This is a genomic window from Pseudomonas sp. LS2P72 (genome assembly GCF_054897865.1).
This window is the reverse complement of the sequence record NZ_CM142708.1, coordinates 4,531,556-4,556,123: the sequence shown is the minus strand read 5'-3', so window position 1 is coordinate 4,556,123 and position 24,568 is coordinate 4,531,556. Positions and strand designations below refer to the sequence as shown.

The 24,568-nt window shown below is 57.8% G+C and carries 23 protein-coding genes and 2 pseudogenes; 10 read left to right on the top strand and 15 right to left on the bottom strand.

What is annotated here, in order from left to right; genetic code table 11:
• Positions 1 to 59 precede the first annotated feature (59 nt).
• The 6 genes and pseudogenes from chrA to ACYZUA_RS20815 form a co-directional block, all read right to left on the bottom strand.
• A complete protein-coding gene (gene chrA / locus ACYZUA_RS20840) occupies positions 60 to 1,418 on the bottom strand; it encodes a chromate efflux transporter (protein WP_461960427.1) in 1,359 nt (452 codons plus the stop codon).
• A pseudogene (locus ACYZUA_RS20835) lies at positions 1,411 to 1,922 on the bottom strand (chromate resistance protein ChrB domain-containing protein). The gene chrA and the pseudogene ACYZUA_RS20835 overlap by 8 nt, the downstream one beginning before the upstream one ends.
• A gap of 374 nt (positions 1,923 to 2,296) precedes the next feature.
• Positions 2,297 to 2,701: a nuclear transport factor 2 family protein gene (locus ACYZUA_RS20830; protein ID WP_461960426.1), complete on the bottom strand. Its 405-nt coding sequence runs from the start codon at positions 2,699 to 2,701 to the stop codon at positions 2,297 to 2,299.
• The gene (locus ACYZUA_RS20825) at positions 2,691 to 3,062 is read right to left on the bottom strand and encodes a Rid family hydrolase (RefSeq protein ID WP_461960425.1); all 372 of its coding nucleotides are present in this window, start codon (positions 3,060 to 3,062) and stop codon (positions 2,691 to 2,693) included. The genes ACYZUA_RS20830 and ACYZUA_RS20825 overlap by 11 nt, the downstream gene beginning before the upstream one ends.
• 63 nt (positions 3,063 to 3,125) lie before the next feature.
• Positions 3,126 to 3,737: a glutathione transferase GstA gene (gene gstA / locus ACYZUA_RS20820; RefSeq protein ID WP_461960424.1), complete on the bottom strand. Its 612-nt coding sequence runs from the start codon at positions 3,735 to 3,737 to the stop codon at positions 3,126 to 3,128.
• Positions 3,738 to 3,892: 155 nt separating this feature from the next.
• Positions 3,893 to 4,819, bottom strand: coding sequence for a LysR family transcriptional regulator (locus tag ACYZUA_RS20815; protein ID WP_461960423.1), 927 nt, complete (start codon positions 4,817 to 4,819; stop codon positions 3,893 to 3,895).
• Positions 4,820 to 4,919: 100 nt separating this feature from the next.
• On the opposite strand from ACYZUA_RS20815, the gene ACYZUA_RS20810 reads away from it, so the two are divergent.
• Positions 4,920 to 6,293 (top strand): DHA2 family efflux MFS transporter permease subunit, encoded by a 1,374-nt coding sequence (locus tag ACYZUA_RS20810; protein WP_461960422.1) that lies wholly within the window; start codon positions 4,920 to 4,922, stop codon positions 6,291 to 6,293.
• Positions 6,294 to 6,463: 170 nt separating this feature from the next.
• Here the strand turns inward: ACYZUA_RS20810 and ACYZUA_RS20805 are convergent, their stop codons facing one another.
• The 6 genes from ACYZUA_RS20805 to ACYZUA_RS20780 all read right to left on the bottom strand — a co-directional run bounded on the left by ACYZUA_RS20805 (position 6,464) and on the right by ACYZUA_RS20780 (position 12,252).
• A complete protein-coding gene (locus tag ACYZUA_RS20805; RefSeq protein WP_461960421.1) occupies positions 6,464 to 7,030 on the bottom strand; it encodes a UbiX family flavin prenyltransferase in 567 nt (188 codons plus the stop codon).
• Complete coding sequence (locus tag ACYZUA_RS20800; protein WP_461960420.1) at positions 7,017 to 8,525, bottom strand: UbiD family decarboxylase; 1,509 nt, start codon at positions 8,523 to 8,525, stop codon at positions 7,017 to 7,019. The genes ACYZUA_RS20805 and ACYZUA_RS20800 overlap by 14 nt, the downstream gene beginning before the upstream one ends.
• Positions 8,526 to 8,591: 66 nt before the next feature.
• A complete protein-coding gene (locus ACYZUA_RS20795; protein ID WP_045157108.1) occupies positions 8,592 to 9,014 on the bottom strand; it encodes a DoxX family protein in 423 nt (140 codons plus the stop codon).
• Between the two features lie 15 nt (positions 9,015 to 9,029).
• Positions 9,030 to 10,061: a hydroxyacid dehydrogenase gene (locus ACYZUA_RS20790; protein WP_461960419.1), complete on the bottom strand. Its 1,032-nt coding sequence runs from the start codon at positions 10,059 to 10,061 to the stop codon at positions 9,030 to 9,032.
• On the bottom strand, positions 10,058 to 10,930 hold the full coding sequence (locus ACYZUA_RS20785) for a TauD/TfdA dioxygenase family protein (protein ID WP_461960418.1): 873 nt from the start codon (positions 10,928 to 10,930) through the stop codon (positions 10,058 to 10,060). The genes ACYZUA_RS20790 and ACYZUA_RS20785 overlap by 4 nt, the downstream gene beginning before the upstream one ends.
• A 26-nt stretch (positions 10,931 to 10,956) precedes the next feature.
• Positions 10,957 to 12,252, bottom strand: a complete 1,296-nt coding sequence (locus ACYZUA_RS20780; protein WP_461960417.1) for an aminotransferase class I/II-fold pyridoxal phosphate-dependent enzyme — start codon at positions 12,250 to 12,252, stop codon at positions 10,957 to 10,959.
• Between the two features lie 141 nt (positions 12,253 to 12,393).
• Between ACYZUA_RS20780 and ACYZUA_RS20775 the strand changes: the two genes are divergently transcribed.
• Positions 12,394 to 13,323 carry a transcriptional regulator GcvA gene (locus ACYZUA_RS20775; RefSeq protein WP_461960416.1) on the top strand — a complete coding sequence of 310 codons (930 nt, stop codon included), beginning with the start codon at positions 12,394 to 12,396 and terminating at the stop codon, positions 13,321 to 13,323.
• Between the two features lie 79 nt (positions 13,324 to 13,402).
• Here ACYZUA_RS20775 and ACYZUA_RS20770 read toward each other — a convergent pair whose 3' ends face one another.
• The 3 genes and pseudogenes from ACYZUA_RS20770 to ACYZUA_RS20760 form a co-directional block, all read right to left on the bottom strand.
• Entirely contained in the window at positions 13,403 to 14,143 is a 741-nt protein-coding gene (locus ACYZUA_RS20770) for a Mut7-C RNAse domain-containing protein (RefSeq protein ID WP_461960415.1), read from the bottom strand.
• Positions 14,144 to 14,204: 61 nt separating this feature from the next.
• A pseudogene (locus ACYZUA_RS20765) lies at positions 14,205 to 14,348 on the bottom strand (GNAT family N-acetyltransferase); the annotation flags it as partial.
• 66 nt (positions 14,349 to 14,414) lie between these two features.
• Positions 14,415 to 15,428: an acyltransferase family protein gene (locus ACYZUA_RS20760; RefSeq protein ID WP_461960414.1), complete on the bottom strand. Its 1,014-nt coding sequence runs from the start codon at positions 15,426 to 15,428 to the stop codon at positions 14,415 to 14,417.
• A 480-nt stretch (positions 15,429 to 15,908) separates the two neighbouring features.
• On the opposite strand from ACYZUA_RS20760, the gene ACYZUA_RS20755 reads away from it, so the two are divergent.
• The 8 genes from ACYZUA_RS20755 to ACYZUA_RS20720 all read left to right on the top strand — a co-directional run bounded on the left by ACYZUA_RS20755 (position 15,909) and on the right by ACYZUA_RS20720 (position 24,564).
• The gene (locus tag ACYZUA_RS20755; protein WP_461960413.1) at positions 15,909 to 16,802 is read left to right on the top strand and encodes an amidohydrolase family protein; all 894 of its coding nucleotides are present in this window, start codon (positions 15,909 to 15,911) and stop codon (positions 16,800 to 16,802) included.
• A gap of 35 nt (positions 16,803 to 16,837) precedes the next feature.
• Positions 16,838 to 17,803, top strand: a complete 966-nt coding sequence (locus ACYZUA_RS20750) for an alpha/beta hydrolase (protein WP_461960412.1) — start codon at positions 16,838 to 16,840, stop codon at positions 17,801 to 17,803.
• Between the two features lie 218 nt (positions 17,804 to 18,021).
• Positions 18,022 to 19,017, top strand: a complete 996-nt coding sequence (locus ACYZUA_RS20745; protein ID WP_461960411.1) for a GlxA family transcriptional regulator — start codon at positions 18,022 to 18,024, stop codon at positions 19,015 to 19,017.
• Between the two features lie 346 nt (positions 19,018 to 19,363).
• The gene (locus ACYZUA_RS20740; protein WP_403137690.1) at positions 19,364 to 20,053 is read left to right on the top strand and encodes an ABC transporter permease; all 690 of its coding nucleotides are present in this window, start codon (positions 19,364 to 19,366) and stop codon (positions 20,051 to 20,053) included.
• A complete protein-coding gene (locus tag ACYZUA_RS20735; RefSeq protein ID WP_403137693.1) occupies positions 20,050 to 21,048 on the top strand; it encodes an ABC transporter ATP-binding protein in 999 nt (332 codons plus the stop codon). The genes ACYZUA_RS20740 and ACYZUA_RS20735 overlap by 4 nt, the downstream gene beginning before the upstream one ends.
• Positions 21,049 to 21,050: 2 nt before the next feature.
• A complete protein-coding gene (locus ACYZUA_RS20730) occupies positions 21,051 to 21,719 on the top strand; it encodes an ABC transporter permease (protein WP_461960410.1) in 669 nt (222 codons plus the stop codon).
• A 39-nt stretch (positions 21,720 to 21,758) separates the two neighbouring features.
• Entirely contained in the window at positions 21,759 to 22,655 is an 897-nt protein-coding gene (locus tag ACYZUA_RS20725; protein ID WP_461960409.1) for a glycine betaine ABC transporter substrate-binding protein, read from the top strand.
• 364 nt (positions 22,656 to 23,019) lie between these two features.
• Positions 23,020 to 24,564, top strand: a complete 1,545-nt coding sequence (locus tag ACYZUA_RS20720; protein WP_461960408.1) for an amidase family protein — start codon at positions 23,020 to 23,022, stop codon at positions 24,562 to 24,564.
• Positions 24,565 to 24,568 lie beyond the last annotated feature (4 nt).

Here is a 24,568-nt window from a genome sequence, read left to right as displayed (position 1 = left end):
CGCCCGTTTTCGTTTGTTGCGCTGCTTGAATCCGTAAGCGTCGACCGATCACATCCTCTCTAGCGCAGCAGATGCACCGCCAAGCCGACAAGCGCGCAAGCCATCAGCACCTGAATGACGCCCCGTTTAAAGCGGAACAAGGCAATCGCCGCGGCAATGGCAATCAACGCAGAGGGCCAGTCGAGATTGCCGCTGAAGCCCTTCGGCCACAGCACGTGATAACCGAAGAAACATGCCAGATTGAGGATCACTCCAACCACTGCCGCTGTAATGGCCGTTAGCGGTGCAGTGAACTTGAGTTCGTTGTGGGTCGACTCAACCAGCGGGCCACCCGCGAGGATGAACAGGAACGAGGGCAGGAAGGTGAACCATGTCACCAGCGAGGCGGCGACAGCCCCAGCCAGAAATACTTGATCCGCCCCGAAAACCTGCGAAACGTATCCCCCGACAAAACCGACAAAGGCCACCACCATGATCAGCGGCCCTGGTGTGGTTTCGCCTAACGCCAGTCCGTCAATCATCTGTGTCGGGGTAAGCCAGCCATAGTGACCGACCGCACCTTGATAGACATATGGGAGGACCGCGTAGGCCCCGCCAAAAGTCAGTAACGCGGCCTTGGTAAAGAACCAGCCCATCTGGGTCAAGGTGCCTTCCCAGCCAAAAAGCGCGGTCAAGACTCCCATCGGCAACGCCCATAGCGCTGCGCCGATGAGGGCCAGCAGCGCCAGTTTCATCCAGCTGAACCGGGCATGTTCCGGGGACGGGGTGTCGTCATCGATCAAGGCTGGGCCGAAGGACTTTTTGGCAGCGCTATGGCCCCCGGTTCTGAACTTCTCAGGCGCCAGACGCCCTCCGACATAGCCGATTGACGCTGCCCCCAATACGATCAGCGGGAAAGGAACATTGAACGCGAAGATCGCGGTAAATGAAGCTGCTGCTATCGCCCACAGCCAGTTATTCTTCAGCGCCCGCGTGCCGATCCTGTGTGCCGCCTGCACCACGATGGCCGTCACGGCAGGCTTGATCCCATAGAAGAGGCCGGCCACCACAGGCACTTCGCCGAACGCGATGTACATCCACGACAACGCGATGAGGATGAACAGAGAGGGCAGCACAAACAACACTCCGGCGATCACTCCGCCCCAGGTTCGATGCATCAGCCAGCCGATGTAGGTTGCCAATTGCTGAGCCTCTGGCCCAGGCAGCAACATGCAATAGTTGAGCGCGTGCAGAAAGCGTCGTTCGGAGATCCAGCGCCGACGTTCTACCAGTTCCTGGTGCATGATCGAAATCTGTCCTGCTGGCCCGCCGAAACTGATGAAGCCGAGTTTCAACCAGAACCGGAATGCCTCATACAAGCTGATCGCCTCCGGCCTCGATAGATCCTCTTCAGCCGTTGATGCCAACACCTTACTCATTGGGTTGTTCCTCTTTCACAAACTCGGCGAGCAGGCCGTCGAAGATGGCGCTGGCAGCAGCCAGCAAGTGGTCGTCATGGGTAATGGTTTCGCGCAATCCCGCCAGCACCCGCTCGATGCCGGCAGCCTCCAAAGGCTGAATGCCACCGATATCGAGGTAGTGCACCAAGGCCGCGATGCGGTTCAGGCCAGGCTCTTGAAGCTCAAAACTGGCTTGCAGGGTTTCGAACGTCACGCGATTGCCGACATGACTGAAGGTCGCATCATCGAAGTCGAAGCCCAACGCGTCTGCCGGACAGTCCTGTGGAGTATTCAGCCAGAGGATCTGAGCTTGAGGAGCTCGACAGACGCCAGAGCATCGCGACAAACACCGGTATCAGGCAACAGATACGCACCATCGCGCAAAACCGCCGCACCTGAGGCTTTCAGAGCACGCCAGGCTCGCATGCGCTCGGTGGCATTCGCGGTGGGTAAAGCGAGAATCAGTGTCAGCCAGTTGTTCATGTAGAGAGTGCTATTTATTTTGTAATTCTTATTACGTTATCGGTGTTTTTGGCGTTTGGAAAGCCATCCTTGAAATCTGCATTAAATGAAGATTGATTTGAAGTGAAGGCCGGCAATCCGATGGATGCTGGCGCATCTCTTTGTTTGCAGACACAAAAAAACGGGCGCCTTCACGGCTAATGCCGATCAGTTAAGAAGCACAATCCGTAGCAGCTGGCAAAGCCTGCTGCTACGGATTGTGTTTTGGCTTAACTGACTTGCATTACGCCTTCACGGCGCTCGTTTTTGCAGCTGACCCTCTCCATCAAGTCACAACCATCGCGCAACTGAATGACCAGCAATTTGGAAAAGTCCGACAGCACACGCCGTGTCGCTCACGTTGTCTCGAGCACCACGGCCGGTTGGAGCGGCGTTGCTTGATAGACCAGCAGTTGCCATTGTTCATCGGTTTTCTGCCACGCCGTGAGCGTTCGGTTGTGCAGATGTTTTCGCACGCCCCCGGAGGTGACGGTGATGAACATCTCGCCAAACGCGATCGCCAGTTCACCCACCCGGGTCACTTTGTCGATTTGATGGTTGAGGGTGTGATAGATGAACTCCCGGGAGCGGCATTTCTCAAGGTAGCTCTTGAGATCGTCGACCACACCGCTGGCGTGGATGTAGGTCAGGTCCGGGTGGAACAGGTAGCTGAAAATATCCAGATGACCGCCGAGCATGGCGGCACTGCGTTGTGCTTCGCAGGTGCGGATCACCAGGTCGATCTGATCGTTATGCGTCATCAGCCGCTCCTCGCGCCGCCGTGACGATGATTTCGATCAGCAGTTTGCCACCCAGGTCGGCGCCGTAACAGGCGCGCTGGGGCCAGTGCTGCGGGTTGTCGCCGATCCAACGGGCCCAGATTTCATCGACCATGGGTTTGCTGCCCATGTCCGCCAGTAGCACCTGGGCCGACAGCATGCGCGAAGCGTGGGAGCCAAGGCCTTCGAGGCTGGTGCTCAACGCGGCGAGGGCCTGGTGAGTCTGGCCGACGATGTCCAGTGAGGTGTCCGCAGAGGTTGCCACGGTATAAACGATGTTGGCGCAGGCGCAGGAACGGCTACGTCCTGCGTGGCCGCTCGGAACGCGTTCAATTGTTTGCATAGGGTCTTCTTCCAGGTTGAAGTGAGGCACAAGCCAGCATCGACTGGCTTCTGCCGTCCTTGATTAAACCGGCTGCGTTGCTTCTTCCGCGGCAATGGCGGCCTGAACGCTTGGACGTGCTTCGATGCGCTTCATGAACGACGCCAGTTCTGGCCAGTTCTTGACATCGATATTGAAGAACGGCAGCCACTTCAGCACGGTGAACAGGTAGGCATCGGCCAGGCCGAAGGCGCCCAGCAGGTAGTCTTTGTACACCAGGCCCTTGTTCAGGTAGTCCAGGCGCTTGAACAGTTTCTGCCGGAAAATTTCTTTGGTGGACTCAGGAATATCAGCATTGAACAAGGGCGCGCTGCCACCATGGATTTCCGAGGTGATGAAGTTCAGCAGTTCCTGCAGACGAGTGCGCTCCCAGGTGCCGTTGGCCGGTGCCAAGGAATTGCCCGGAACCTGATCGGCCAGGTACTGGACGATGGCCGGCCCTTCGGTCAGTACCTGGCCGTTATCCAGCACCAGTGCGGCGACGTATCCCTTTGGGTTGATGTCGCGGAAATCACGGCCTTCTGCCGTGGCTTTGGTCTTGTTGTTGACCCGGATCAGTTCGAAAGACAGGCCCAGCTCACGTAGCACGATGTGCGGCGACAGGGAGCAGGTCATGGGGGCAAAGTACAGTTTCATGGATATCTCCTTATAAGCGGGCAACCCTTACCCGAACGTGTTGCCGTTCCAGGCCTGAAACGGCTGTGAACCTCGTTCCAGACATATTGGTGTCATGTCATCGAACGGTAAAATTACGATCTTATGCGCCCATCATTAGGTGCTCTTATGTTCATTCAAGCGACTTTCGCTTCAGTACTGCGAACCGTCATCGGGATGTCGCTGCCGAGGGTCGACTTGCGGATTTCATTGAGAAACGCCTGGGCAGAAGGCGTGTGTTCGCCGGCGGGTGAGCAAACCAGGCCGAACTCGCGATAGATCGGTTTGCTCAATTCGAAGACCCGCATTCCCCGGCGATCAACCGGCAGTGTCGAGGCCGGTACGATCGAAATGCCCATGCCTTCACTGATCAACGCAAACGCCGTGGTCCAGTCGCGCACGGTGATCTTGATGTCCTTGAGCTTGAGTCCTTCACGCTCGACCAGAGACTGACCATTGAGGTAGCAGCCGCCGGTCGCGAGGATGAAAGGCTCTTCCACCAGATCCTTGAGCGCGACCGTGCTGGCCGAGGATTTGCGGGCCAAGTGATGGTTCGCGGGGACTGCCGCCACCCAGGAATCGCGGCCCAGCAGCAACGCACCACGGGACGGGCAGGGATTCATCACGACGCCCAGGTCGATGCTGCTGTTGGTCAGCCATTGTTCGACTTCTTCATCGGTGCCTTCGAGCGAGACGATTTCGATACCGGGGTGCAAACGACTGAAGCTTTGCAGCAGCGGCGGCAGCAGGTTGGCGAACACGGATGGAAAGCTCGCGAGTTTGATCCGCCCCAGATGGCATCCGCGCGATGCATCTACCAGGTTCTGAATTGATTCGAACTCGCTGAGCATGCGTCGTGCGCGGTCGATGATCTGCTGCCCGATCGCCGTCGCAGTGGTCTGGCGGCGGTCGCGCACGAATACTTTTACGCCTAGCGTTTCCTCCATCTGCGTCAGGGCCTGGCTTGCGCCCGACTGGGTAATGCCATAGCGCTCGGCGGCGCGGGAAACATTTTCGGCGTCAGCCACGGCGACCAACAGGCGCCAATGCATCAGGTTCATCATCTCAGTAGTTCCTCTTATGTTCGGCTAATCGAGATTTAATTTTACGAAGCACCTGCACAGCCTCAGGATCGCCCCTGAATACACAGTGAGGTGTTGGAAAGTGGGCAAAACCTTGTCAATGGGTTTGGCGGCCAGACCCGTCTCGGCGGCTCCTGTTCTGGTGAGCGTGGCGTTGAGTTCGTTCATGGTCGCGCTGGATGTCACAGCGCTGAACGTGGCGCTGCCGAGCATCGGGCATGACCTGGCAACGGGTATGGATCGGCTGCAATGGATCGCCGGCGCCTACACCCTGGTGTTTGCGAGCCTGCTGTTATCGGCCGGTGCGTTAAGTGATCGTCTGGGGGCCAGGAAAGTGTTTCTGTGTGCACTGTTGGTGTTCACCGCTTCGTCAATGGCCTGCGGATTGGCCCAAGGCGTCGTTGAACTGATTGCCGCGCGGGCCATTCAAGGCATCGGTGCGGCACTGATGCTGCCCAGTTCCATGGCACTGCTGGTCGAGGCGTATCCCGATCCCAAAGCGCGGGCCAAGGCCGTGGCCTTGTGGGGCGGGATCTCGGCACTCGCGCTGGTGAGCGGCCCGTTGTTGGGCGGCATGCTGGTGGAACTGGCCGACTGGCGCTCGATTTTTTATCTGAACGTACCGTTCTGCCTGATTGCCTTGGGCTGTTGCGCGGTACGCAGCAGTCGCCTTGCCATCCAGCCGCGTTCGATTGACTGGGCGGGACAGATGCTTTCGGCGCTGGCGCTGGTGTCGTTGATCTTTGCCCTGATTGAAGGGCCGGTGTGGGGCTGGGGCAACGCGTGGGTCATCGCTACGTTGCTGGTGGCGCTGATTTCGGGCGCGGCGTTTATCTATTCGCAGCAAGCGCAGCGTGAACCGATGCTGCCGCTGAATCTGTTCGAGTCCAGAACCTTTTCCGCTGCCATTGGCGCCGGGTTTCTGCAAACCCTGGCGTATTACGGCAGCCTGTTCGTGCTGCCGTTCGCATTGCAGGGGCAGGGCCGGACGCCGGTGGAGATCGGCCTGGCAATGATCCCAATGACGATTGCGACCGGCGTGATGGCGAGTCTCTCGGGGCGTTTGTCCAATGCCTTCGGTGCTCGTTCAGTCGGTGCCGCCGGTATGCTTTGTGGAGCGCTCGGGGCGGCATTGCTGGCGCTGTACGGAATGGATCGCATCAGCCTGATGCTCGGGGGGCTGTTGATCGGTCTGGGTGGTGCGACCTTGCCGGTTATCGTCGGCGCTTGTCTGGCAAGTGTGCCAAGCGGCAAGGTCGGCGTCGGTTCCGGGGTACTCAATGCCGCGCGCCAATGTGGCGGAGTGACCGGTATCGCCTTGCTCGGCGCCACGCTCGAAGAGCCGGGGCGCGCCACCGGTGCCTTATCGATCATTGCCCTGTCGTTCATTGCCGCCGCCTTGCTGACCGTGCTGCGGCTGTACACCGACGAAGTCGATGTCGTGAGTGAATGCTGACCGGCGCGCCGAAGCTGGCCGGTGAGTGTTTCAATGAATCGACGTTGCGTTGCCTGCCCCGTATCGAACAGGCAGGCAAACGCAACGTTGTTGTGTGGGTTCAGGTTGTGAAAGAGCGATTCGGCAAGGCGCCGAAGCACGCTTGCCGAAGATGCAGCCAACAGCGATGTTCAACCCCAGCGGCGTACCTTGCCGGTGTCCAGTCCCAATAGATCGAGCATGCGGCCAACCGTGTGATCGACCATGTCCTCGATGGATTGCGGCCGGGCATAAAACGCCGGTACCGGCGGCATCACGATGCCGCCCATCTCACAGATCTGGGTCATGCTGCGCAGGTGTCCCAGATGCAATGGCGTTTCGCGCACCATCAGAATCAATGGCCGGCGCTCCTTGAGTGTCACGTCGGCGGCGCGACTGAGCAGGCTGCCGGTGATGCCGCTGGAAATTTCCGAAAGGCTCTTGATCGAGCAAGGTGTCACCACCATGCCCAAGGTCTTGAACGAGCCGCTGGAAATCGATGCGCCGATGTCTGCCGGATCGTGCACGACGCTGGCAAGGGCTTTGACATCCGCCACTTTCATGTCGAGTTCATGGGCCAGCGTGACTTGAGCCGATTTGGTCATGATCAAATGGGTGGCTAGCCCCAGCTCGCGCAGCAGCACCAGGGTGCGCACACCGTAAATCACGCCACTGGCACCGCTGATGCCGACCACGATGCGGCGTTCAGGGCTGCTCATGGGAATCCACCGCGTTGTCGAATGCGCTGATCACCGGCGCTTCGCCCGGCAGACCCAAATCGCTCCAGCGCTCGCGCACGCGTTCGTAGACCGATGGGCGCAACAGGGTGCGGATCGGGAAGTTGCGAATGTTGCGGTAATCCTTGCAAGCGTTGATCAAGGCTTTGGAACCGAAGAAACGCTTCTCCGGCGGGTTCTGTGCCGGATCCAGCGGCGAGCCGCGGGTGTTGCGCAGAATGTCGATGTCATCGCTGGGCGTGGCGCGCGTGGCCATGGCCCACAGCACCTGATTCATGTCGGTGGGATCGACGTCCTCGTCTACCGCGACGATCCATTTGCTGATGTAGGCGCCGCCGGGCACCTGACTGGCGAGCGCCAGGGCTTGTGCGGCATGCCCGGCGTATTTCTGTTCGAGACTGATGACGATCATGCCGAAGGCCCCGGCAGCGGCGGGCGGGCAATACACCCCTTTAATGCCCTGGATCCCGAGCTTGTCGAGGTCGCTCCAGATCTTGGCCGAGCGGATGGTGGAGAAAAACGCGCTTTGCTCGTTCGAGGGAAAATCGGCCATCAGCGCATTGGTCAGGATCGGTCGGGTGCGGTAGTGCAGGGCGGTGACTTCGATCAGCGGACAATCGATGTCCCTGTAGCCGTAGTAGCCGGTGAATTCGCCGAAAGGCCCTTCTTCACGGGTCGAGCCCGGGCGAATGACGCCCTCAATGACAATCTCCGCTGCGGCAGGAATCAGCAGGTCGGAGTTTCTCGCGCGCACCACTTCAATGGGTTTGCCCTTGATGCCACCGGCAAAATCATACTCGCTGACGCCCGGCGGCAACGACTGCGATCCCACCACCATCATCAATGGATCGACGCCCCAGGCTGCCGCGACGGGCAGAGCCTCGCCCCTGGCCCACGCCTGGTGGATGTGACGCAGGGCATCCTTGCCCGGTGCCAGCGACAGGCCGACCTCGCGGGGACCCTGGATCATCATTCGATAAGTGCCGACGTTCAGATAGCCGGATTCCAGATCCCGGGTGAACACTGCGTCCGCCGTACCGGCGTAGGCGCCGCCATCCCTTGGCCAGTGTTTGGGGATCGGCAGGCGGGTGAGGTCGATGTCGTTGCCGGTGAGGGTGTTCTGGTAGATCGGCGCGGCTTCAGCCGAGATTTCAAGCGGGGCGATGCTGTGTTTGAGCTTGTCTTTGGTGCGCCGGATCAGTTCCATGGTCGGCGTATCCGGTGCCTCCTCAAGGGTGATCGCGGTGCGCGCCACGCTCGGGCCGAAGATGTTCCACAAATGACGCAAGCCCAGCGGCGAGTCCGCTTGGTCGAAGAGCACCGCAGGCGAGTCGGTTTGGCGGGCCACCAGATAAGTGATGGCGCTCATTTCTTCAATCGGGTCGACGGCTTGCGAGACGGTCTGCAGTTCGCCGATCTTCTCGGCCCGTGCCAGCCAGTCTCGAAGGTCGGCAACCGGTTCAATCAATTCGTTCATCTTGGGTATCCGCAGGGACTGAATAGAAAAAACGGCGGGCGCATTTCTGCACCCGCCGTCAGCAGATCAACGTTTGTCGATCGAGTACTTTCCAGGCCCCAACAGGCAGAGGAAAAGGAAACCGCCGGCGATGCTCACATTCTTGAAAAAATGCACAAACAGCGTGTGATGATCGGCCGGATTGGTGGTGTTCCAGAACGCATGACCGATGATCCCGGTGCCGATGGTGTACAGCACGAAAATCGCTGCGATGGGCCGGGTCCAGAAGCCGAACAGCAGGGCCAGTCCGCCGAAGAATTCGACGAGGGTGGCGACGATCGCGGTGAACTCAGGGATCGGCGCGTTCACCGATTTGAGGTAGGTCACGAAGCTGCCGTGGTCGGTGACATAGGTAAAACCGAAGTAGCCGTACAGGATCAGAATCATGATCCGTGCCACGAGGATCAGTGCGTCGCGTTGGTCATCGAACAGTTGATAGCGTAAGTACATTCCATTGCTCACAAGTCAGATTGGGTAAGGGATGGCGGCGGAGTCTGTGTCAGCCAGAAAAAACGATTGATCGAACACCTGTGGGTTCACAGCGTTTTCGTGGTTTGGTTGAGCGTCGAAAACGTCAAGTACGTTGCCGGCGGCCAGTTTCGCCATGCGGCTCACTGCCTCGCGGGAAACCCCGGCCAGGTGCGGCGAACAGATAACGTTGTCGAGGCTGGGCAGACCGCTGCCGTGGGACGGCGGTTCTGGCAGGAACACGTCCAGCGCGGCGCCGGCGATGCGTTTTTCGACCAGGGCCTGATAAAGCGCCTGCTCGTCGACGATGCCGCCACGTGCGGTGTTGATCACATACGCCTGGGGTTTCATCAGGGCCAAACGCTCGGCGGACAGCAAGCCGACCGTTTCGGCGGTCTTCGGGCAGTGCAGGCTGACGTAATCGGCGCTCGCCAATCCGTTTTCCAGCACGGCAACCGGCTCGACGCCGTGGGGCAACTGCCGTGGGGCGAGGTACGGGTCGTACACCTTGACCCGCATCCCCAGCGCCACGAGGAGCGTGGCAACACGGGCGCCAATCCGCCCGCAACCGATGAGCAGCACTTCGCGGCCTTCCAGTTCACTGGGCAGGTAGTCGTAGCGCTGATGCCAATTGCCGTTGCGCACCAGATGGGTAAGCGCCTCGGTTCGTTTCGCCAGGGACAGCATGAAGCCCAGGGTGTGCTCCGCCACTGCCCGGTGATTGGCATTGGCGCAGACCATCACGGGAATCGCGGCCTCGGTCATCGCCGGGATATCGACTGCGTCGAACCCGACGCCGATCCGCGACACCACCTGCAAACCCGATGCGCGTTGCAACTCGGCGGTGCCGAACCGGGTCAGGCCGAGAACCACGCCGTGCACTGCATCGAAGCTCTCGAGCAAGGCCTGGAACTGGCCCTGCTCGATGGTGTTAGGAAACTCCACCACTTCAATGTCGTCACGCTCGTGCAGCATTTGCTTGCCTTCGGCACCCAGGATATGGGCGATCAGGACGCGCTTCTTGTTCATGCGACGTGCTCCTGTACCGCGTTCCGGGCAAAGAACTCGCCGTCATTGACGCCGATGCGGAACATCACCCGCTGGGCATCCCGCGACAGCTCGGTAGCGCAGTGCAGCACCGATCGGTTATCCCAGATCAGCAGGTCGTTGGGCTCCCACTGGTAGTTGAAAATCCGCTCCGGCGTCAGGGCAAACGCAAACAGCTCATCAAGCAACGTCCGACTTTGCTCTTGCGAGTAACCGTTGATGCGCGAGGTGTAGCCCGGGTTAACGTAGAGGCTTTCGTGCTGTGTGCGCGGATGCACGGCAACCGTTGGGTGAGTGCTGGCCGGGAAGGTCTGCTCCAGGCGAGTGAAGATTTCCTGGATCGACTCCCCGACATCGTCTTCCTTGACTTTGTAAGTCCAGCGCACGTCATGTACCGCCTGACGATTGTTGATCCGCTCGTACAGATCCTTCGGCAGATCGTCATACACCGACTGCATATCCACGAACAGCGTATCGCCACCCGCTTCGGGAATCTGTTGCGCGTGCAGCATGGTCAGTGGCAGTGGCTCGGCCAAGTAGCTGGAGTCGCTGTGCCACATGTTGCCGAGCTTGCGCGCACCGACCGCGCCAGCGCCGTTGCGGTTGTTGATTACCAGAATGTTCGGATACGCCGGGTCGTGGTAACTCTTGAGCTTGAACTGTTCGAGTTCTCCGAAGCACGCTGCAAACTGTTGATAACCCTCACGGGTCAACGTCTGGTTTTTCAGTGCCACCACTTTGCGTTCGTATACCAGTTCCTGAATGGCACGAATCTCCTCCAGGGAAGCCGTGTTGATATCGAAATCCGTCACCGACGTGACGAAGGTTTGCGCCAGATCCGTTCGCTTCATCTTGTGAGTCTCCTGCACAACGTCAGTCAAACAGCCAGCGCAGGCTGGAGTTGGGCAGCGACAGGGGCGCTATCCCGATTCGAATCGCTGCTTTTGAGCATCAGGCTCAGATCGAGGATATCGGCCGGGTTGTGTGCCGAGGTGACCGACATGCGCAGTGCTGCCTGACCACGTGGTACGGTCGGGAAGAACACGACGGAGGTGTAGTGACCCTGTTGCAGCAGGTACTCACCCTTGGCGATGGCTTCCTCTTCGTTACCGATGCGTACGATCCGGATCGGCAATTCACTGCCGCTGGTTTCGGTCGGGATCAGGTTGTCGAACAGCTTCATGTTGTTGCGCAGCGAGCGTTGCAGTTTGTGCAGTTCCGGCGTGGCATGGATTTCCGCCGACGCCAGTGCTGCGCCCACGGCAGCCATGTTTGGTGCGCAGGAGAAGCCGTAGGTGGGTGCATAGCGACGGATCGAGTTCTCGATGTGCTTGGTGCCAAGCATCAACAGACCGCCCGCTGCGCCATAGCCTTTACCCAGGGACGCGGCCACGATGGTGTTTTCATCCAGCCCGTCCAGTTGCGAACGGACGAAGCCTTCACCGTGCTGGCCGACCACCGAAATGCCGTGGGCGTCGTCCAGATATACGAACAGACCGTACTTGTCCTGCAAGGCACGCAGCTCGCGAACCGGCGCCGCGCCGCCCATCGAGTAGGCACCGTCGCCCACGTAGGCGACCTTGCGACCGCCCTGGCACAGACGCTCCAGGTGTTCGAGGTCGTTGTGCTCGATCACGATCACGTCAGTTTCTTCGCGCAGAACCGGGATGTGGTACTGCAGCGTCACGTGGGCGAAACGGTCGAAAGCGATCAGCGGTTTCTCACCGCCGGTGAACAGGCCGGCAGCCAGCAGCGGCAGGGCGCCCATGTTGGCGGCAGCCACGGTCGGGAACACCACCACACCGTTTACATCAAACAGCTTGGCCAGGGTGTGTTCCAGGCGTACCAGCGGCTCGGCGGAGAGGCGTGTGCGGGCTACCGAAAAATGCGCCGACGGGATTTCATCCATCGAGGCCTTGGCGGCCGCGAGCACTTTAGGGTGGGCGTCCAGGTTGAGGTAACCGCAGCGCGTGTAGTCGATCACTTCCTTGCCGCTGGTGGCAATTTCGATGCGGCGGTTGTCGAGCACACGGCAAGAAACCCCCATCAGACCTTTTTCATACGCGGCGTCGAAATGCGGACGGCTTATTTCAGCCATTCTCGAGGCATTGCGGGCTTTCGGTTGTGAAGTTTTTTCGTCCGGGCTGTTGTTGATTTCAACTGTTTTGTTCACGGCGATCTCATCCTTTGAGTGGTCGTTTTCAAGCCGTTCTGGCTTGAAAACGACGCTAGGATCCACGACCCCTGAAACAATTTGCAAAGGACTTCTTCGATGCTACCTTATGACAAAATCTCATGAGCATTACGAAGTCTTATGGTTTCCAGAATTCCGTCTCTCAATGGATTGAAAGCGTTTGAATCTGCTGCTCGCCATATGAGTTTTACCAAGGCCGCCGAGGAACTCAATGTCACGCAGACTGCCATCAGCCATCAGATCCGCCGACTTGAAGATGAACTGGGCATTCGCCTGTTTCTGCGGCTCAAGGATGGTCTGGCGCTGACCACCGAAGGCTATGCGTACTTGCCTGGCATTCGCTCGGCATTTCATGAATTGCGCTATTCCACGGAAATGTTGCTCGAGTCGACCAACAACAGCGCATTGACCATCAGCACCCTGGTTTCCCTGGCATCCAAATGGCTGTTGCCGCGCCTGGCATCCTTTCAGGATGCATTTCCCAATATTGACGTGCGGGTCACCGCATCAACCGAACTGGTCGACTTCCGCAAGGGCGGCATCGACGCCGCGATCCGCTACGGCTTCGGCGACTGGAAGGGCTTGCGGGCGGACTGGCTGATGTCCGACGAGATCTTTCCTGTGTGCAGCCCCAAGCTGCTGACTGGCCCCAAAGCCTTGAAAAGCCCGGTCGATCTGGCCAATCACACGCTATTGCAGGTCAGCGGCATGACCAGCAACGACTGGAACATGTGGTTGAGCGCGGCGGGGCAACCGAAGAAACTCGCCGAAGGCACGCGGCTAACCTTCGATCTGGCAATGATGGCGGTGCAGGCGGCCATCGACGGATTGGGGGTGTGCATCGGTCGCTCCACCTACGTCGATGACGATTTGAAGGCCGGGAAACTGGTAGCGCCGTTCAACCTCAAGTTGAAGTCCGATCTGGGTTTCTACCTGGTGACGCCGCTGGAAATTGCCAACTCGAAAAAAGTCGTGGCATTCCGCACCTGGCTGATCGATCTGGTGCAGAACGCCGAATCTGCCTCAGCGTCCGAAATCCTCGTGAGTTGATTTGAACTGATACAGGAATCAGCTCACCAATGCTGCGGCATGAAGATAGCAAGTCGTAGCGGCGGCCCGATGCGTTCGGCTATCGGTACAGCAGAGGTGCCAGCAGTGCACACATGCCGCGCCAATGCGAACCTTCCCAGTAAACCCGTTGGCAGGCGTCGCAGCGCAGGAAGTGCGAATAGAGGATGCCAACGCGTGGCGGCACCTGCGACCGGGCGAGTTCCGGGCTGATTTCGTGCAGCGGCAGGTTGCAATGAAGGCACAGGCTGAAGGGCCGCGCGCTACGCGCCAGGTCGAGGCGCTCGTACAATTCGCGCAGTTGCAGCGACGGTTTCAGGGCATGCACGTAACAGCCGTGGCTGATGATCCGTCGCTTGAGCAATTCGCGATCGCGGGTTAGCACGATGCGTCCTTGCTGCGCCGCGATCTCGGCGATCTCGCCATCCTCGAAGCCATTGTCGTAGAGGGTGTCGAAGCCGCTCATGCGCAACAGGTTGGCCAGCCCGCCAAGGTGCGCATCAGCGATGAAGCGCAGCACCCGTAAAGGTTGCGCACGAACCTTGAGCAGCGGACTGATATCCAGCGCTTCGAACTTGGGATACACCGCCAGCCGGTCACCGTCGAAAATCACCCGCTCCAAACCCACCGACTCGCCGTTGAGCAGCACCAGCTCGACCTCCGTGTGCGGTATCCCGAGCGCCTCGATCATGTGCTTGACCGTCGCCGCTCGCGCGCACTCGCAAGTGAATGACTGCCGCCGCCGTCCGGCCGGCAGGAAATCGTTGAGCTCCTCGTAGAAGCGGAAGGTTGCTCTGGTCATGTTGAACAGTATGGCAGGGCTGCAAGGATGAGCGAGTCTAGTCCCGGTCGAGTGCACAACCCGTATCAGGGGCTCGTAATAGCAGAGCAAATGTTTCATGCGCGTCGTCTCCGCCGTTAGTCAGGTTATGAGCCAGCAGCGGGGTCAGAATGGCCAGGCGATCTGCTTCAGTTACATTTTCTGATAGTTGGATTTGTACCGGCATGGTGCTCTCCCTGAGCGTTTTGCAAACGGGTCAGAACGATATCCCATTTGCGTCACCCATGATGAGTCAACCGGTCGATGTAACAGATTGGCTAGCTACTTTCTTGGCAAATCGCTTGCCAAAAGCAATCCACCATTTTTCATAATAGAAGGTCGAGATATGTGCGGTGATAAAAATGGCGGCAAACAACAAAGGGCGCTTCAAATATTTTATGACGGTATCTCCGCTGCCCAGCCAAGTATGTATTAGCAGCGGATGAACAACGTAGAGTGCGTACGAGATGGTGGCGATATAAAATAGAGCGCGATTATTCAGAATCCGGGCAACTCGTGTTCGACTATTGAGTAACGTGCTCCCCACCATTGCTGCGGCAAGATAGGGGCGGAAGTAGTTCATAAAGCCCGCATCGGGATGACAAGACAAGACAAACAGGAAGCATAAAAATATTTGCGTGATCGCCGTTTGTGTCGGAAGTTTGTCAAGGAGGTTGCCCAGCCTATTGTTGTATATCAGGGCCAGTATGCATCCGGAAAGAATTTCATCAATGCGGTAGTAAGTGTTGATGGCGACATGTACATCATTCATGACCCGGTACAGCGTGACGGCGATGCAGAGAACAGGGATCAGCAGTACCCACTTGTTTCTCATCAGAACGACCAGCAAAGCGATGGCGAAATAAAACTGCACCTCCATGCACAAACTCCATAGGTGGCCGTTTACACTGCCAAGCCACATAGGCGGCCAGTTGGCGACGAACAGAAAGTTTGCGATGTAGAACTCCGGGGTGCTGTTCATGACAGGTAAAGCAATGAGCATGTACAACCACGCGAGCGGCACAACCCGAAAGATTCTGCGGATTAAAAAATCAACGACGCTGCTGTTGTTGAGCAGAAAATTTGTTATCAGGAAACCCGATAGCGTAAAAAATATAGCCATTCCCATAACGCCTGCGGCGGCATTGAATTGCCAGGCCTTTGGGCTAAGTGGTAGCAGGTGGCATGCCAAGACAAGCAAGATGCTTATGCCGCGCCATCCATCAAGTACGCTGAATCGAGAGCCCGCTACGGAACTACTGTTCATATTCGCATCCCGCTCTTGGGTCGATAGAGGGCATTCTATAAAAGCAGTGCTGCACCTGAAGACTGTCTGAATTTATATAAAAAGCCAGTAGTTGCAGCGGTGAAAAATTCAAGAAATCAGATCATTTAAGCCTGTAGTCTAGGACACCTTTTGCACTTTACACTTCACGCCATGAAAAAATTCCAGTCGCGTGGTATTCGCTAACTGACTGGGTTTTTGGCGTTGTTTGTTTGACGTTGCTTGATAGCAGCATATAGATGCCGATCGTCGCAAAGTGGTTGGGATCCGGGAAGCCAACTATAAGCGGTCCAACCCCATCAATTTTTCGCCATCCGCCTGACGGACCGCTTACCCATCGACCGCCTCCGTGCTCAAAAAAATCGCGCATGGCGAAATTTTGATACTACACGTCGAGTTGGCGGGAGCGACGAAGCACTGACGACGATTATTGTTTTCACACAAAAGCAGGAAACAATAATCATGCTGCCGTTGATCAAAAGAATAGACAGTCACGTTCATTTTTATACGTCGCAAGACCTTCGCCGAGTGGCCGGTTCGCTGCCCTATACGTTACCTGAGCCGCATCCGCTGACTGCTTATCTGGATGCATTGATCGATGCCGGAATTGCTCCGACGCTCCTCAATAACGTCCATTTAAGTATCCTGCCCGATTCAGAAAACGTATTTGCTTCATTTGACGAACTCAAGAATCTCCAGGCAGCCAACCCACTGCGCTATGGGGACGTCAAATTGGTGGGGACGATCAAGGCAGAGCCTTCTTATGCCACCCAGGAACGTCTTTCACACCCGCAGGTGGTTGGCGCCCGAATCGTTCTGCACGATGCAAGGCCTGAAACGGTTTCCGATGCGCAGTTCAGTGATGGGCAGTGGTCGGCGTTTTATGGCCGCCTGCAACCGCACCAGCATCTGCACATTTACGCGAAAGAAGCCGAGACGAATCTGCGCGTATTGCGCCAGATCCCTCGCGATGTGCGGGTCATTATCGATCACCTGGGCACCTGTCACAGCGAGCGTGACATTACTGAGCCGGCTTACATCGCGCTGCTCTCTGAAGCGAGAGAACGAGGCAACGTGTGGTTCAAAGGCCCGGGCTATCGCACTTCTGTCTATCCCGAGGAAACAGCACGTTTCGTGACGCAAATTGTTTGCGCAGTCGGCGCGGACAAGATTCTTCTGGAAGCAACCGATTCACCTCATGTGGGGACTGACAGCCAGGGTGTGCCGTATTCCCGACTCTTTAATCTGAACAATGCTTTTAACTTTGTAGATGCCGTTGCACAGCATGTTTCTACAGAAACCCGAATTCCTGTTGGCCAACTTCTCCGAGGAGCATCTGGCCAATTGGTAAGTTGATCTATGACCACGCTCTAACTTCGAGATATCTAGCGATGACGAACATTACTACAAAAGAAATCGAGTTTGCCGTTAAGTATGGTGACGAAACCCTGAACCTCAAAGGAACGGTGTTTCAGCCGGAACTGATCGACGCGTCAATTCCGCCCGTCATCTTCAACTCCGGCTTCACCGGTGGGGTCACGATGTACGGCCAGCTGTTTGGCCGCGCCCTGGCAGCCCGCGGTTATCGCGTCATGACTTACGACGTGGCGGGCTTTTTTTCCAACAAATACATCCGCAACACGATTCAGGCCGCCGACATTGAGATCACCAATGTCATCCTCGAAGACCAGAAAGATGAAGTCCTTGGTGCCATTGAATGGGCGCGCGAGAATTTTGGTGAGATGCCGGTAGTTGCGTCCTGGGCGATGGGCTCGGTGGCGAGCCTCGGAGCAGTGGCTGAACTGGCCGCCGCAGGCGCAGAACAGATCCGCTTCTGGGTGCCGATGAGCTACACCAACATCCGTAAGCTGCAAGCCTTGCGTGCAGACAAAGACGCGGCGGATGCCGCCATTAACCAACTCGCGGATGACGCGCCGATCCCTCCGTTCGATACCGGAACTGACGGAACCCGCCTCGGCTACTATCCGCTGGATCCCGAGACTCAGGCTTACGTTGATCAGCAGTTGGGCGGCTACACCGAAGCGGGTGGCGCGGACCGTTGGCCGGGCTGCACCCACGTGACGGCGAAGTCCTACAAGTCTTATGTGGCGTATGACCCGGAGCAGTCCATCGAAGGTGCAAAAGGCTTCCCGCCTGCACTGATCATCCACGGTGCGGACAACACGTTGCACATGCCCTCGGAGTCTGTGCGTCTGCACCAGAACTATCCGGGTGATGCAGGTCCGAGCGCGCTGATCATTTCCCACATGCAACATGGCCAGCAGAATCAGGTCGACAGCCCTGTGTTCCAGTCGATGATCCAGAGCATCGATGAGGCCATCCGCGCGCGCGGCTGATCCGCTCGCCCTTATCCTGTGAGGCCTCGGGCGACGAGGTCTCGCAGCGACGCTCAAGCGCCGCGCCGCATTTTCCCGTCATTGCGATCTGTCGCAGCGATTGAATCTGGCTGAATGCGTGCCCAACCCCTAACATGGCGTGTTCAAAGCCACTCTCTCTCAGGCTGGCCTGAGCTGTTCACTTGAACGGCTGGAACGACCCATGAAAGGATCCGGCGATGGCAGCCCCCAGCGAATCAGCGACGTCTGTGAATAGCTACACCACCAAGCGAATCGGGCTGCTCATTCTCCCTCAGTTCTCCATGATGGCACTGGCCGGAGCCAGCGAGCCTTTGCGGGCGGCGAATCGGTTGTCCGGCAAGACGCTTTACGAGTGGACCTTGCTCACGGAATCCGGTGGGCCGGTCAGCTCCAGCAGCGGTATCGAAATCCAGACCGTGCCGATCGATCAAGCGCCCGATATTGATCGCTTGTTTGTACTGGCGAGCCTGGACATCGAACATCAGAAACCACCCAAAATGTTGCGCTTCCTGCAGCGCGCAGCGGCCCGAGGAATCACCGTCGGCGCACTGAGCACCGGGACGTTCATCCTCGCACGCGCCGGGTTACTGGAAGGGAAGCGCTGCACGTTGCACTGGGAGTCCATCGGTCAATTTTCGGAGGAATTCCCCACGATCGAAGTGACCAAAGAACTGTACGTCAACCACGGCAACCGCTGGACGTGTGCCGGGGGGACAGCAGCCATCGATCTCATGCTGGCGCAAATCGCGCTTGATTTCGGCAATCAGCTGGCCGCGAGCATCGCCGAGCAATTTCTGCACGCCAGGATAAGAGCCCCGGAAGAACATCAGCGGATGTCGATTCAGTGGCGGTTCGGGATTCACGATCGCAGGCTGACGGCCGCCATCGCCTTCATGGAAGACAATCTGGAGAACATTGTCGGCATCGAAGAAATCGCCGACCGCTGCAATCTGTCCCATCGTCAGCTGGAGCGGCTGTGGCATCAGCACTTCGGGATGACGCCGAAGAAATTTTATCTGGAGCTCAGGCTGAACGAAGCGCGGCGCTTGCTGCGTGAAAGCACCCAGCCCATTGCTTCCATCGCCTACAGCTGCGGATTTGTCTCGGCGTCACATCTGGGTGCTGCTTACCGTCGGGTATGGGGATGCACGCCGGGTGAAGAGCGGCGGAAATTTGATGATGCTCATTCCTGATTGCAGTCGTTGAACCGGCTGGTCAATGAACGCTGATCCCCTGAAAAACCACAGAGTTGATCCGGCTCTGTAAAACCGCATAGCAAGCTAATGACTCGGCCCGACAGGCGGTGCGCTCCGGCACGCTTCGGGAATTTGGCGATCCTGCATACTTCCTTCTTCAATCAACCCTTCATCTTGCATTGCGCGCCGGGGTGCCACGTGACGTCGGTTTTTTGATAGAAATCGTCGGGCTCAAAGGTCAGGCTGCCTACGGTAGCGCGGTAATGTTTCGTACAAATCCGGCGTCCACTTCCAGATGCATAGCCGGCAAAAACAACAATGACGTACAGAAGGCATAACAACCATGGAAACCTTGAGTTTCATTCTGGAAAACGGCGGGCTGATCGGCCTGCTACTCGGACAGCACCTTCTCATCGTGGCGGTAGCGGTGGGGCTGGCGATTCTGACCGGCGTGCCTGTCGGGATCGCGATTTCCCAACACCCTAGAACGCGCCGTTGGGTCCTGGCGTTCGCCGCTGTCCTGATGACCATTCCGTCTGCCGCGCTGTTCGGGCTGATGATTCCGGCTCTGTCCCTGATTGGCTACGGGATCGGCGTCGTGCCGGCGGTCATTGCGCTGTTTCTCTATTCCCAGCTGCCCATCATTCGAAACACCACCACCGCGATCTCCAACATCGATCCCGCCTTGCGCGAAGCGGCGATTGGGATGGGCATGTCCACCTGGCAACGACTGCGCAAGGTTGAGCTGCCGATTGCGGTCCCGCTGATCATGGCAGGCGTCAGGATGGCGACCGTCATCAACATCGGCATCGCGGCCATCGCGGCTTACATCGGCGCTGGTGGCCTGGGCAGTCTGATCATTCGTGGCATCGCTCAATCGGATACCCGACAGCTGTTGGCCGGCGCAATCGTCATCAGCGTGATTGCCATTGCGGCCGATTACGCGCTCTACGGCTTGCAGCGTGTCCTGACGCCAAAAGGCCTGAACAAGAACAAAGTGGCCGCTGGCCGAATGAAGGAAGCTACGACGTGATCCAGATCGAAAATTTAAACAAGAAATTCGGCTCAATCACTGCAGTAGAAGATGTCTCATTCAATGTTGAAGAGGGGCAGATCTGCGTACTGCTTGGGCCGTCGGGCTGCGGTAAAACCACGACGTTGAAAATGATCAACCGACTGATCACGCCGACCTCAGGCACGATCCGAATCGGTGGTCGCGACACATCCGAACTGGACAGCGTCACCCTCAAACGCTCCATCGGCTACGTGATTCAGCAAGTCGGCCTGTTCCCGAACATGACCGTCGAGGAAAACATCTGCGTCGTCCCTAATCTGTTGGGATGGGATAAGAACAAAAGTCGCAAACGCGCGGCGGAGTTGCTGGAAGTGGTCGCGCTGGAACCGTCCAAATTCCTCAAGCGCTACCCGTGCGAACTGTCTGGCGGCCAGCAGCAGCGGGTAGGGGTGGCCCGGGCCTTGGCAGCGGATCCACCCGTGATGTTGATGGATGAACCCTTTGGCGCGATCGACCCGATCAACCGCGAAGTGATCCAGGACGAGTTCATGCGCATCCAGCGCCTCGTCAACAAAACCGTACTGTTTGTCAGCCACGACATCGATGAAGCGGTGAAGATGGCGGACTGCGTCGCCCTGTTCCATAACGGAAAAATCCAGCAATTCGGCAGCTCGGATGATTTGCTGGCCCGACCCAACAGCGAGTTCGTGGCGAACTTCATGGGCGGCGACCGGATCATGAAACGCTTGCGCCTGCTGCGCGCGGCTGACGTCGTGAGCAAGATCGCGCCGCGCGAACACATGCAGATCGTGGGCGGCAACAGCGGTGTTACTTCGCACACACACCTGATCGTCAAGCCCGGGGATGACCTGCGCCAGGTGCTCTCGCAACTGCTGGGTCGCGGGCAGGACTGGGCAATATGCAACGACAGCGACGGACGCTTCATCGGTTATGTCCACCAGGCTGACATCCTGGCGCGACTTGTTGAAAACATTACTCCGGCGGTGCACTGACGATGTCTGACTTACTGATCAGATTGTGGGAAGGGCTGCAGTTTTACTGGGGCGACATCAGCTACCTGACGGTCCAGCATCTGCAGATCGTGGCGGTCAGCGGGGCGCTGGCCCTGGCCATCGCGCTGCCGTTGGGCGTGTGGATGAGCCGTCCGGCGAACCAGCGTTACGCCATGGCCAGCATACAGGTCCTTAACGTGGGACAGGCGATCCCCAAGCTCGCGCTGTTGGCCTTGGCCATGAGTTTCATTGGCGTTGGCAGCGGGGCGGCCATCATCGGCTTGTTTGTCGCGACGTTGCTACCCGTCGCGGTCAATACCTATGAAGGCTTGCGCGCGGTGCCGCAGCACTTGGTCGAAGCGGCTGAGGCCATGGGCATGACGCCACGGGAGACGCTGTGGAAAGTCGAAATTCCGAATGCGATGAACGTGATTTTCGCGGGCATCCGCACGGCGCTGGCGATCAACGTCGGTACCGCGCCGCTGGCCTTTCTGGTTGGCGGCGGCGGGCTGGGCGAGTTGATCTTTACAGGGATCGACTTGAACGACTTCGGCATGATGCTGGCCGGCGCCGCCTCGACCGCGCTCCTGGCGATTGCAGTCGATTTGGGCTGCGGCTTGATTCAAAACATTGCAGTGTCTCGGGGCTTGAGGTTGGCCGGGCGCGAATGAATCTGAAGACCATCGACCTAAACCAATAATATGAGGTGCATGATGATTTATCGAATGCTGGCCAGTCTGATCTTTAGCCTTAGTCTTGTTTCAGGTGTTGTGGGCAGCGCTTCTGCCAACAGCACGATTGTGGTCGGCGGCAAGAAGTTTACCGAGCAGCAACTGGTTGCCGAGATGACCACTCAACTCCTGCGCGCCAATGGCTACAGTGTCGATAAACGCCCGGACCTGGGTTCGTCTGTATTGCGCGCGGCGCAAGAGAACGGTCAGGTCGATGTGTATTGGGAATACACCGGCACTTCCCTGATTACTTACAACAAAGTCACGGACAAACTTAGCGCTGACGAAACTTACAAGAAGATCAGCGAGCTTGATGCGCAAAAGGGCATCACCTGGCTGAACCCTTCCAAGGCCAACAACACCTACGCGTTTGCCATGCGCAAGGCGGAGGCCGAGAAGGATGGCATTGTCTCGATCAGCGATCTTGCAAAGAATATCCAAGGCGGCAAATCCTATAAATTCGCCTCCAACGCTGAGTTCTTTTCCCGGCCCGATGGCCTGCGTCCTCTTCAAGAGGCGTACAAGTTTGAATTCGAGCGCAAGAATATCGTCCGCATGGACGGCGGGCTGACCTATCAGGCACTCAGGGACGGTCAGGTCGATCTGGCCTTGGTCCTGTCGACCGATGGACGGATTCCGGCCTTCGGTTTTGTGGTGCTCAAAGACGATAAAGGCTTCTTCCCCAGCTACGCGTTGACGCCTGTCATTCGCACTGAAGTGTTTAAAGAGAATCCGAAGATTGGCGAGTTGCTCAACGCCCTGTCTTCCAAACTGGACGACGACACCATTGCGGGTCTCAACTCTCGGGTCGATGTTGGCCGTGAATCGATCGAGAGCGTGTCCAAGGAATTTCTGCAAAAGAGCAAGTTGCTGTAGGAACTGCCGAAGGCTGCGATCTTCGATGGTGCCTTTATAACCTTCCAGGCCTGGCATAACGCCGCAATGCTGTTCACTTAAGCGCGGGCATCCACATTTGTGGCGAGGGGATTTATCCCCGTTCGGCTGCGCAGCAGTCGTCACCCCCTGTAAATGCGTATTCCGGATGAAATGCTTGGGGCCGCTTCGCAGCCCAACGGGGATAAATCCCCTCGCCACAGGTTTTTGCTCGACTGAAGAATGTCTTAAGTGAACAGCATTGGGCATAACGCCGGACTTTTTTACCCTGCCTACCACCCATTCCCTCGCACCCACATGAGGTGCGAGCTGGTTTCGTTCGCCTGTACCCACTCGGAGAATAAAAATGCAGTTGAATAAGAAATTCGTGGTGTGCTCGTTTTTGCTAATGGCGGCAAGTGCTCAGGCGGATGACGGTATCGACCGCATGACCCTCGCCGATATGCGTCATGCATTGAATAACGGGACCCTCAGTTCCGAGCAACTGGTCCAGCACTATCTGGATAACATCCGGGCGAACAATCACCAGGGCCAAAACATCAATGCGCTGGTGAGCATCAATGAACAGGCGATCGATCAGGCCCGGAAGTGGGATGCTGAACGGGCGAAAAATCCCCATGCCAAATACGCACCGCTGGCCGGTATTCCGTTCGTAGTGAAGGACAACTTTGACACCGCCGCAATGGTCACCTCCGGTGGGTCCTACGTTCTGCGTTCGTCAGTGCCGAGCCAGGATGCCTTTACCGTCAAGAAGTTGATCGACGGGCAAGCGATTCTTCTCGGCAAGGCCAACCTGTCGGAACTGGCCGCGTCCTTTGGCTGGTTTGGCTACAGCTCGTTCGGCGGCCAGACGCTGAATCCGAAAAATACCAAGCGTGATGCGTCTGGCTCAAGCAGCGGTTCTGCCGCCGCCGTGGCGGCAGCGTTTGCACCGTTTGCGCTAGGGTCGGACACCAGCGGCTCGATCCGCGCCCCGGCCAGCGTCACCGGCACAGTGGGTTTTCGACCTTCGCTGGGGTTGATCAGCCGCAGCGGCATCATTCCGCTGTCGCTCGCGTTTGATACCGGTGGTGTCATTACCAACAGCGTGCTGGATCAGGCCATCGTGCTGGATGCGATCAAGGGCCAGGACAAAAGCGACCCGGCGACCCTGGATCTGGTCGCCGACAAAATTCAGTTCGAGCCAGCGCTGAGCCGTTCCTCGTTGCAAGGCAAAACCATTGGGGTGATCACCAATTTCAAAGGCGCCAATCCCGAGGTGGATGCAGTCTTCAAGACCGCTCAGGAAACCCTCGGCAAGCGCGGCGCCCATGTTGTTTCCATCGACCTTCCGAAGTCGTTCGAAACGCTATGGAGCGATGTGTTGGGTCCCGTTGGCGAAAGCGAATTCAAACCGCAATTCGAACGCTACCTGGCGACCCTCAACCCGAGCCAACCGCGAACGCTGGCGCAGTTTCTCGATCTGGCGAAAAAGAATCAGGCTGAAAACGGACCGCATGGCATGAACCCGGCACGCCTGGCCGGACTGGAAGCCGTATCGAATACCACAAGCACCGATTCGCCGCTGTATATCTCCATCCTCTCGAGAAAGATCCCGCAGTTGCGCGCGCAACTGATGGACATCATGAAGAAGAACAAAGTGGACAGCCTGTTCTTTGCGACGATCAATTGCCCGGCTTCGGTGGTTCACGGCGTGACCGATGACAGTTACGTGTGTAAATCCGGCGATACCTACGCGTCGTCGTACATTGCCTCCGCCACAGGGTTTCCCGAAATCACCGTTCCGGCAGGCACGATCAAGGGCAACCTGCCGGTCGGTGTTTCGTTCCTGGGTGGCTACGGCGAAGACGCCAAGGTTGTGGGCTTTGGCTACGCATTCCTCGGGCGCTGATCCC

Bases quoted from the DNA above. Each gene is read 5' to 3' on its own strand.
- ACYZUA_RS20830 (WP_461960426.1), bottom strand. From the start codon at position 2,701: ATGACGCATAACGATCAGATCGACCTGGTGATCCGCACCTGCGAAGCA.
- ACYZUA_RS20760 (WP_461960414.1), bottom strand. From the start codon at position 15,428: ATGAACAGTAGTTCCGTAGCGGGCTCTCGATTCAGCGTACTTGATGGA.
- ACYZUA_RS20795 (WP_045157108.1), bottom strand. From the start codon at position 9,014: ATGTACTTACGCTATCAACTGTTCGATGACCAACGCGACGCACTGATC.
- gstA (WP_461960424.1), bottom strand. From the start codon at position 3,737: ATGAAACTGTACTTTGCCCCCATGACCTGCTCCCTGTCGCCGCACATC.
- ACYZUA_RS20825 (WP_461960425.1), bottom strand. From the start codon at position 3,062: ATGCAAACAATTGAACGCGTTCCGAGCGGCCACGCAGGACGTAGCCGT.
- ACYZUA_RS20755 (WP_461960413.1), top strand. From the start codon at position 15,909: ATGCTGCCGTTGATCAAAAGAATAGACAGTCACGTTCATTTTTATACG.
- ACYZUA_RS20720 (WP_461960408.1), top strand. From the start codon at position 23,020: ATGCAGTTGAATAAGAAATTCGTGGTGTGCTCGTTTTTGCTAATGGCG.
- ACYZUA_RS20785 (WP_461960418.1), bottom strand. From the start codon at position 10,930: ATGAAGCGAACGGATCTGGCGCAAACCTTCGTCACGTCGGTGACGGAT.
- ACYZUA_RS20805 (WP_461960421.1), bottom strand. From the start codon at position 7,030: ATGAGCAGCCCTGAACGCCGCATCGTGGTCGGCATCAGCGGTGCCAGT.
- chrA (WP_461960427.1), bottom strand. From the start codon at position 1,418: ATGAGTAAGGTGTTGGCATCAACGGCTGAAGAGGATCTATCGAGGCCG.
- ACYZUA_RS20745 (WP_461960411.1), top strand. From the start codon at position 18,022: ATGGCAGCCCCCAGCGAATCAGCGACGTCTGTGAATAGCTACACCACC.
- ACYZUA_RS20730 (WP_461960410.1), top strand. From the start codon at position 21,051: ATGTCTGACTTACTGATCAGATTGTGGGAAGGGCTGCAGTTTTACTGG.
- ACYZUA_RS20750 (WP_461960412.1), top strand. From the start codon at position 16,838: ATGACGAACATTACTACAAAAGAAATCGAGTTTGCCGTTAAGTATGGT.
- ACYZUA_RS20815 (WP_461960423.1), bottom strand. From the start codon at position 4,819: ATGATGAACCTGATGCATTGGCGCCTGTTGGTCGCCGTGGCTGACGCC.
- ACYZUA_RS20770 (WP_461960415.1), bottom strand. From the start codon at position 14,143: ATGACCAGAGCAACCTTCCGCTTCTACGAGGAGCTCAACGATTTCCTG.
- ACYZUA_RS20725 (WP_461960409.1), top strand. From the start codon at position 21,759: ATGATGATTTATCGAATGCTGGCCAGTCTGATCTTTAGCCTTAGTCTT.
- ACYZUA_RS20800 (WP_461960420.1), bottom strand. From the start codon at position 8,525: ATGAACGAATTGATTGAACCGGTTGCCGACCTTCGAGACTGGCTGGCA.
- ACYZUA_RS20790 (WP_461960419.1), bottom strand. From the start codon at position 10,061: ATGAACAAGAAGCGCGTCCTGATCGCCCATATCCTGGGTGCCGAAGGC.
- ACYZUA_RS20775 (WP_461960416.1), top strand. From the start codon at position 12,394: ATGGTTTCCAGAATTCCGTCTCTCAATGGATTGAAAGCGTTTGAATCT.
- ACYZUA_RS20740 (WP_403137690.1), top strand. From the start codon at position 19,364: ATGGAAACCTTGAGTTTCATTCTGGAAAACGGCGGGCTGATCGGCCTG.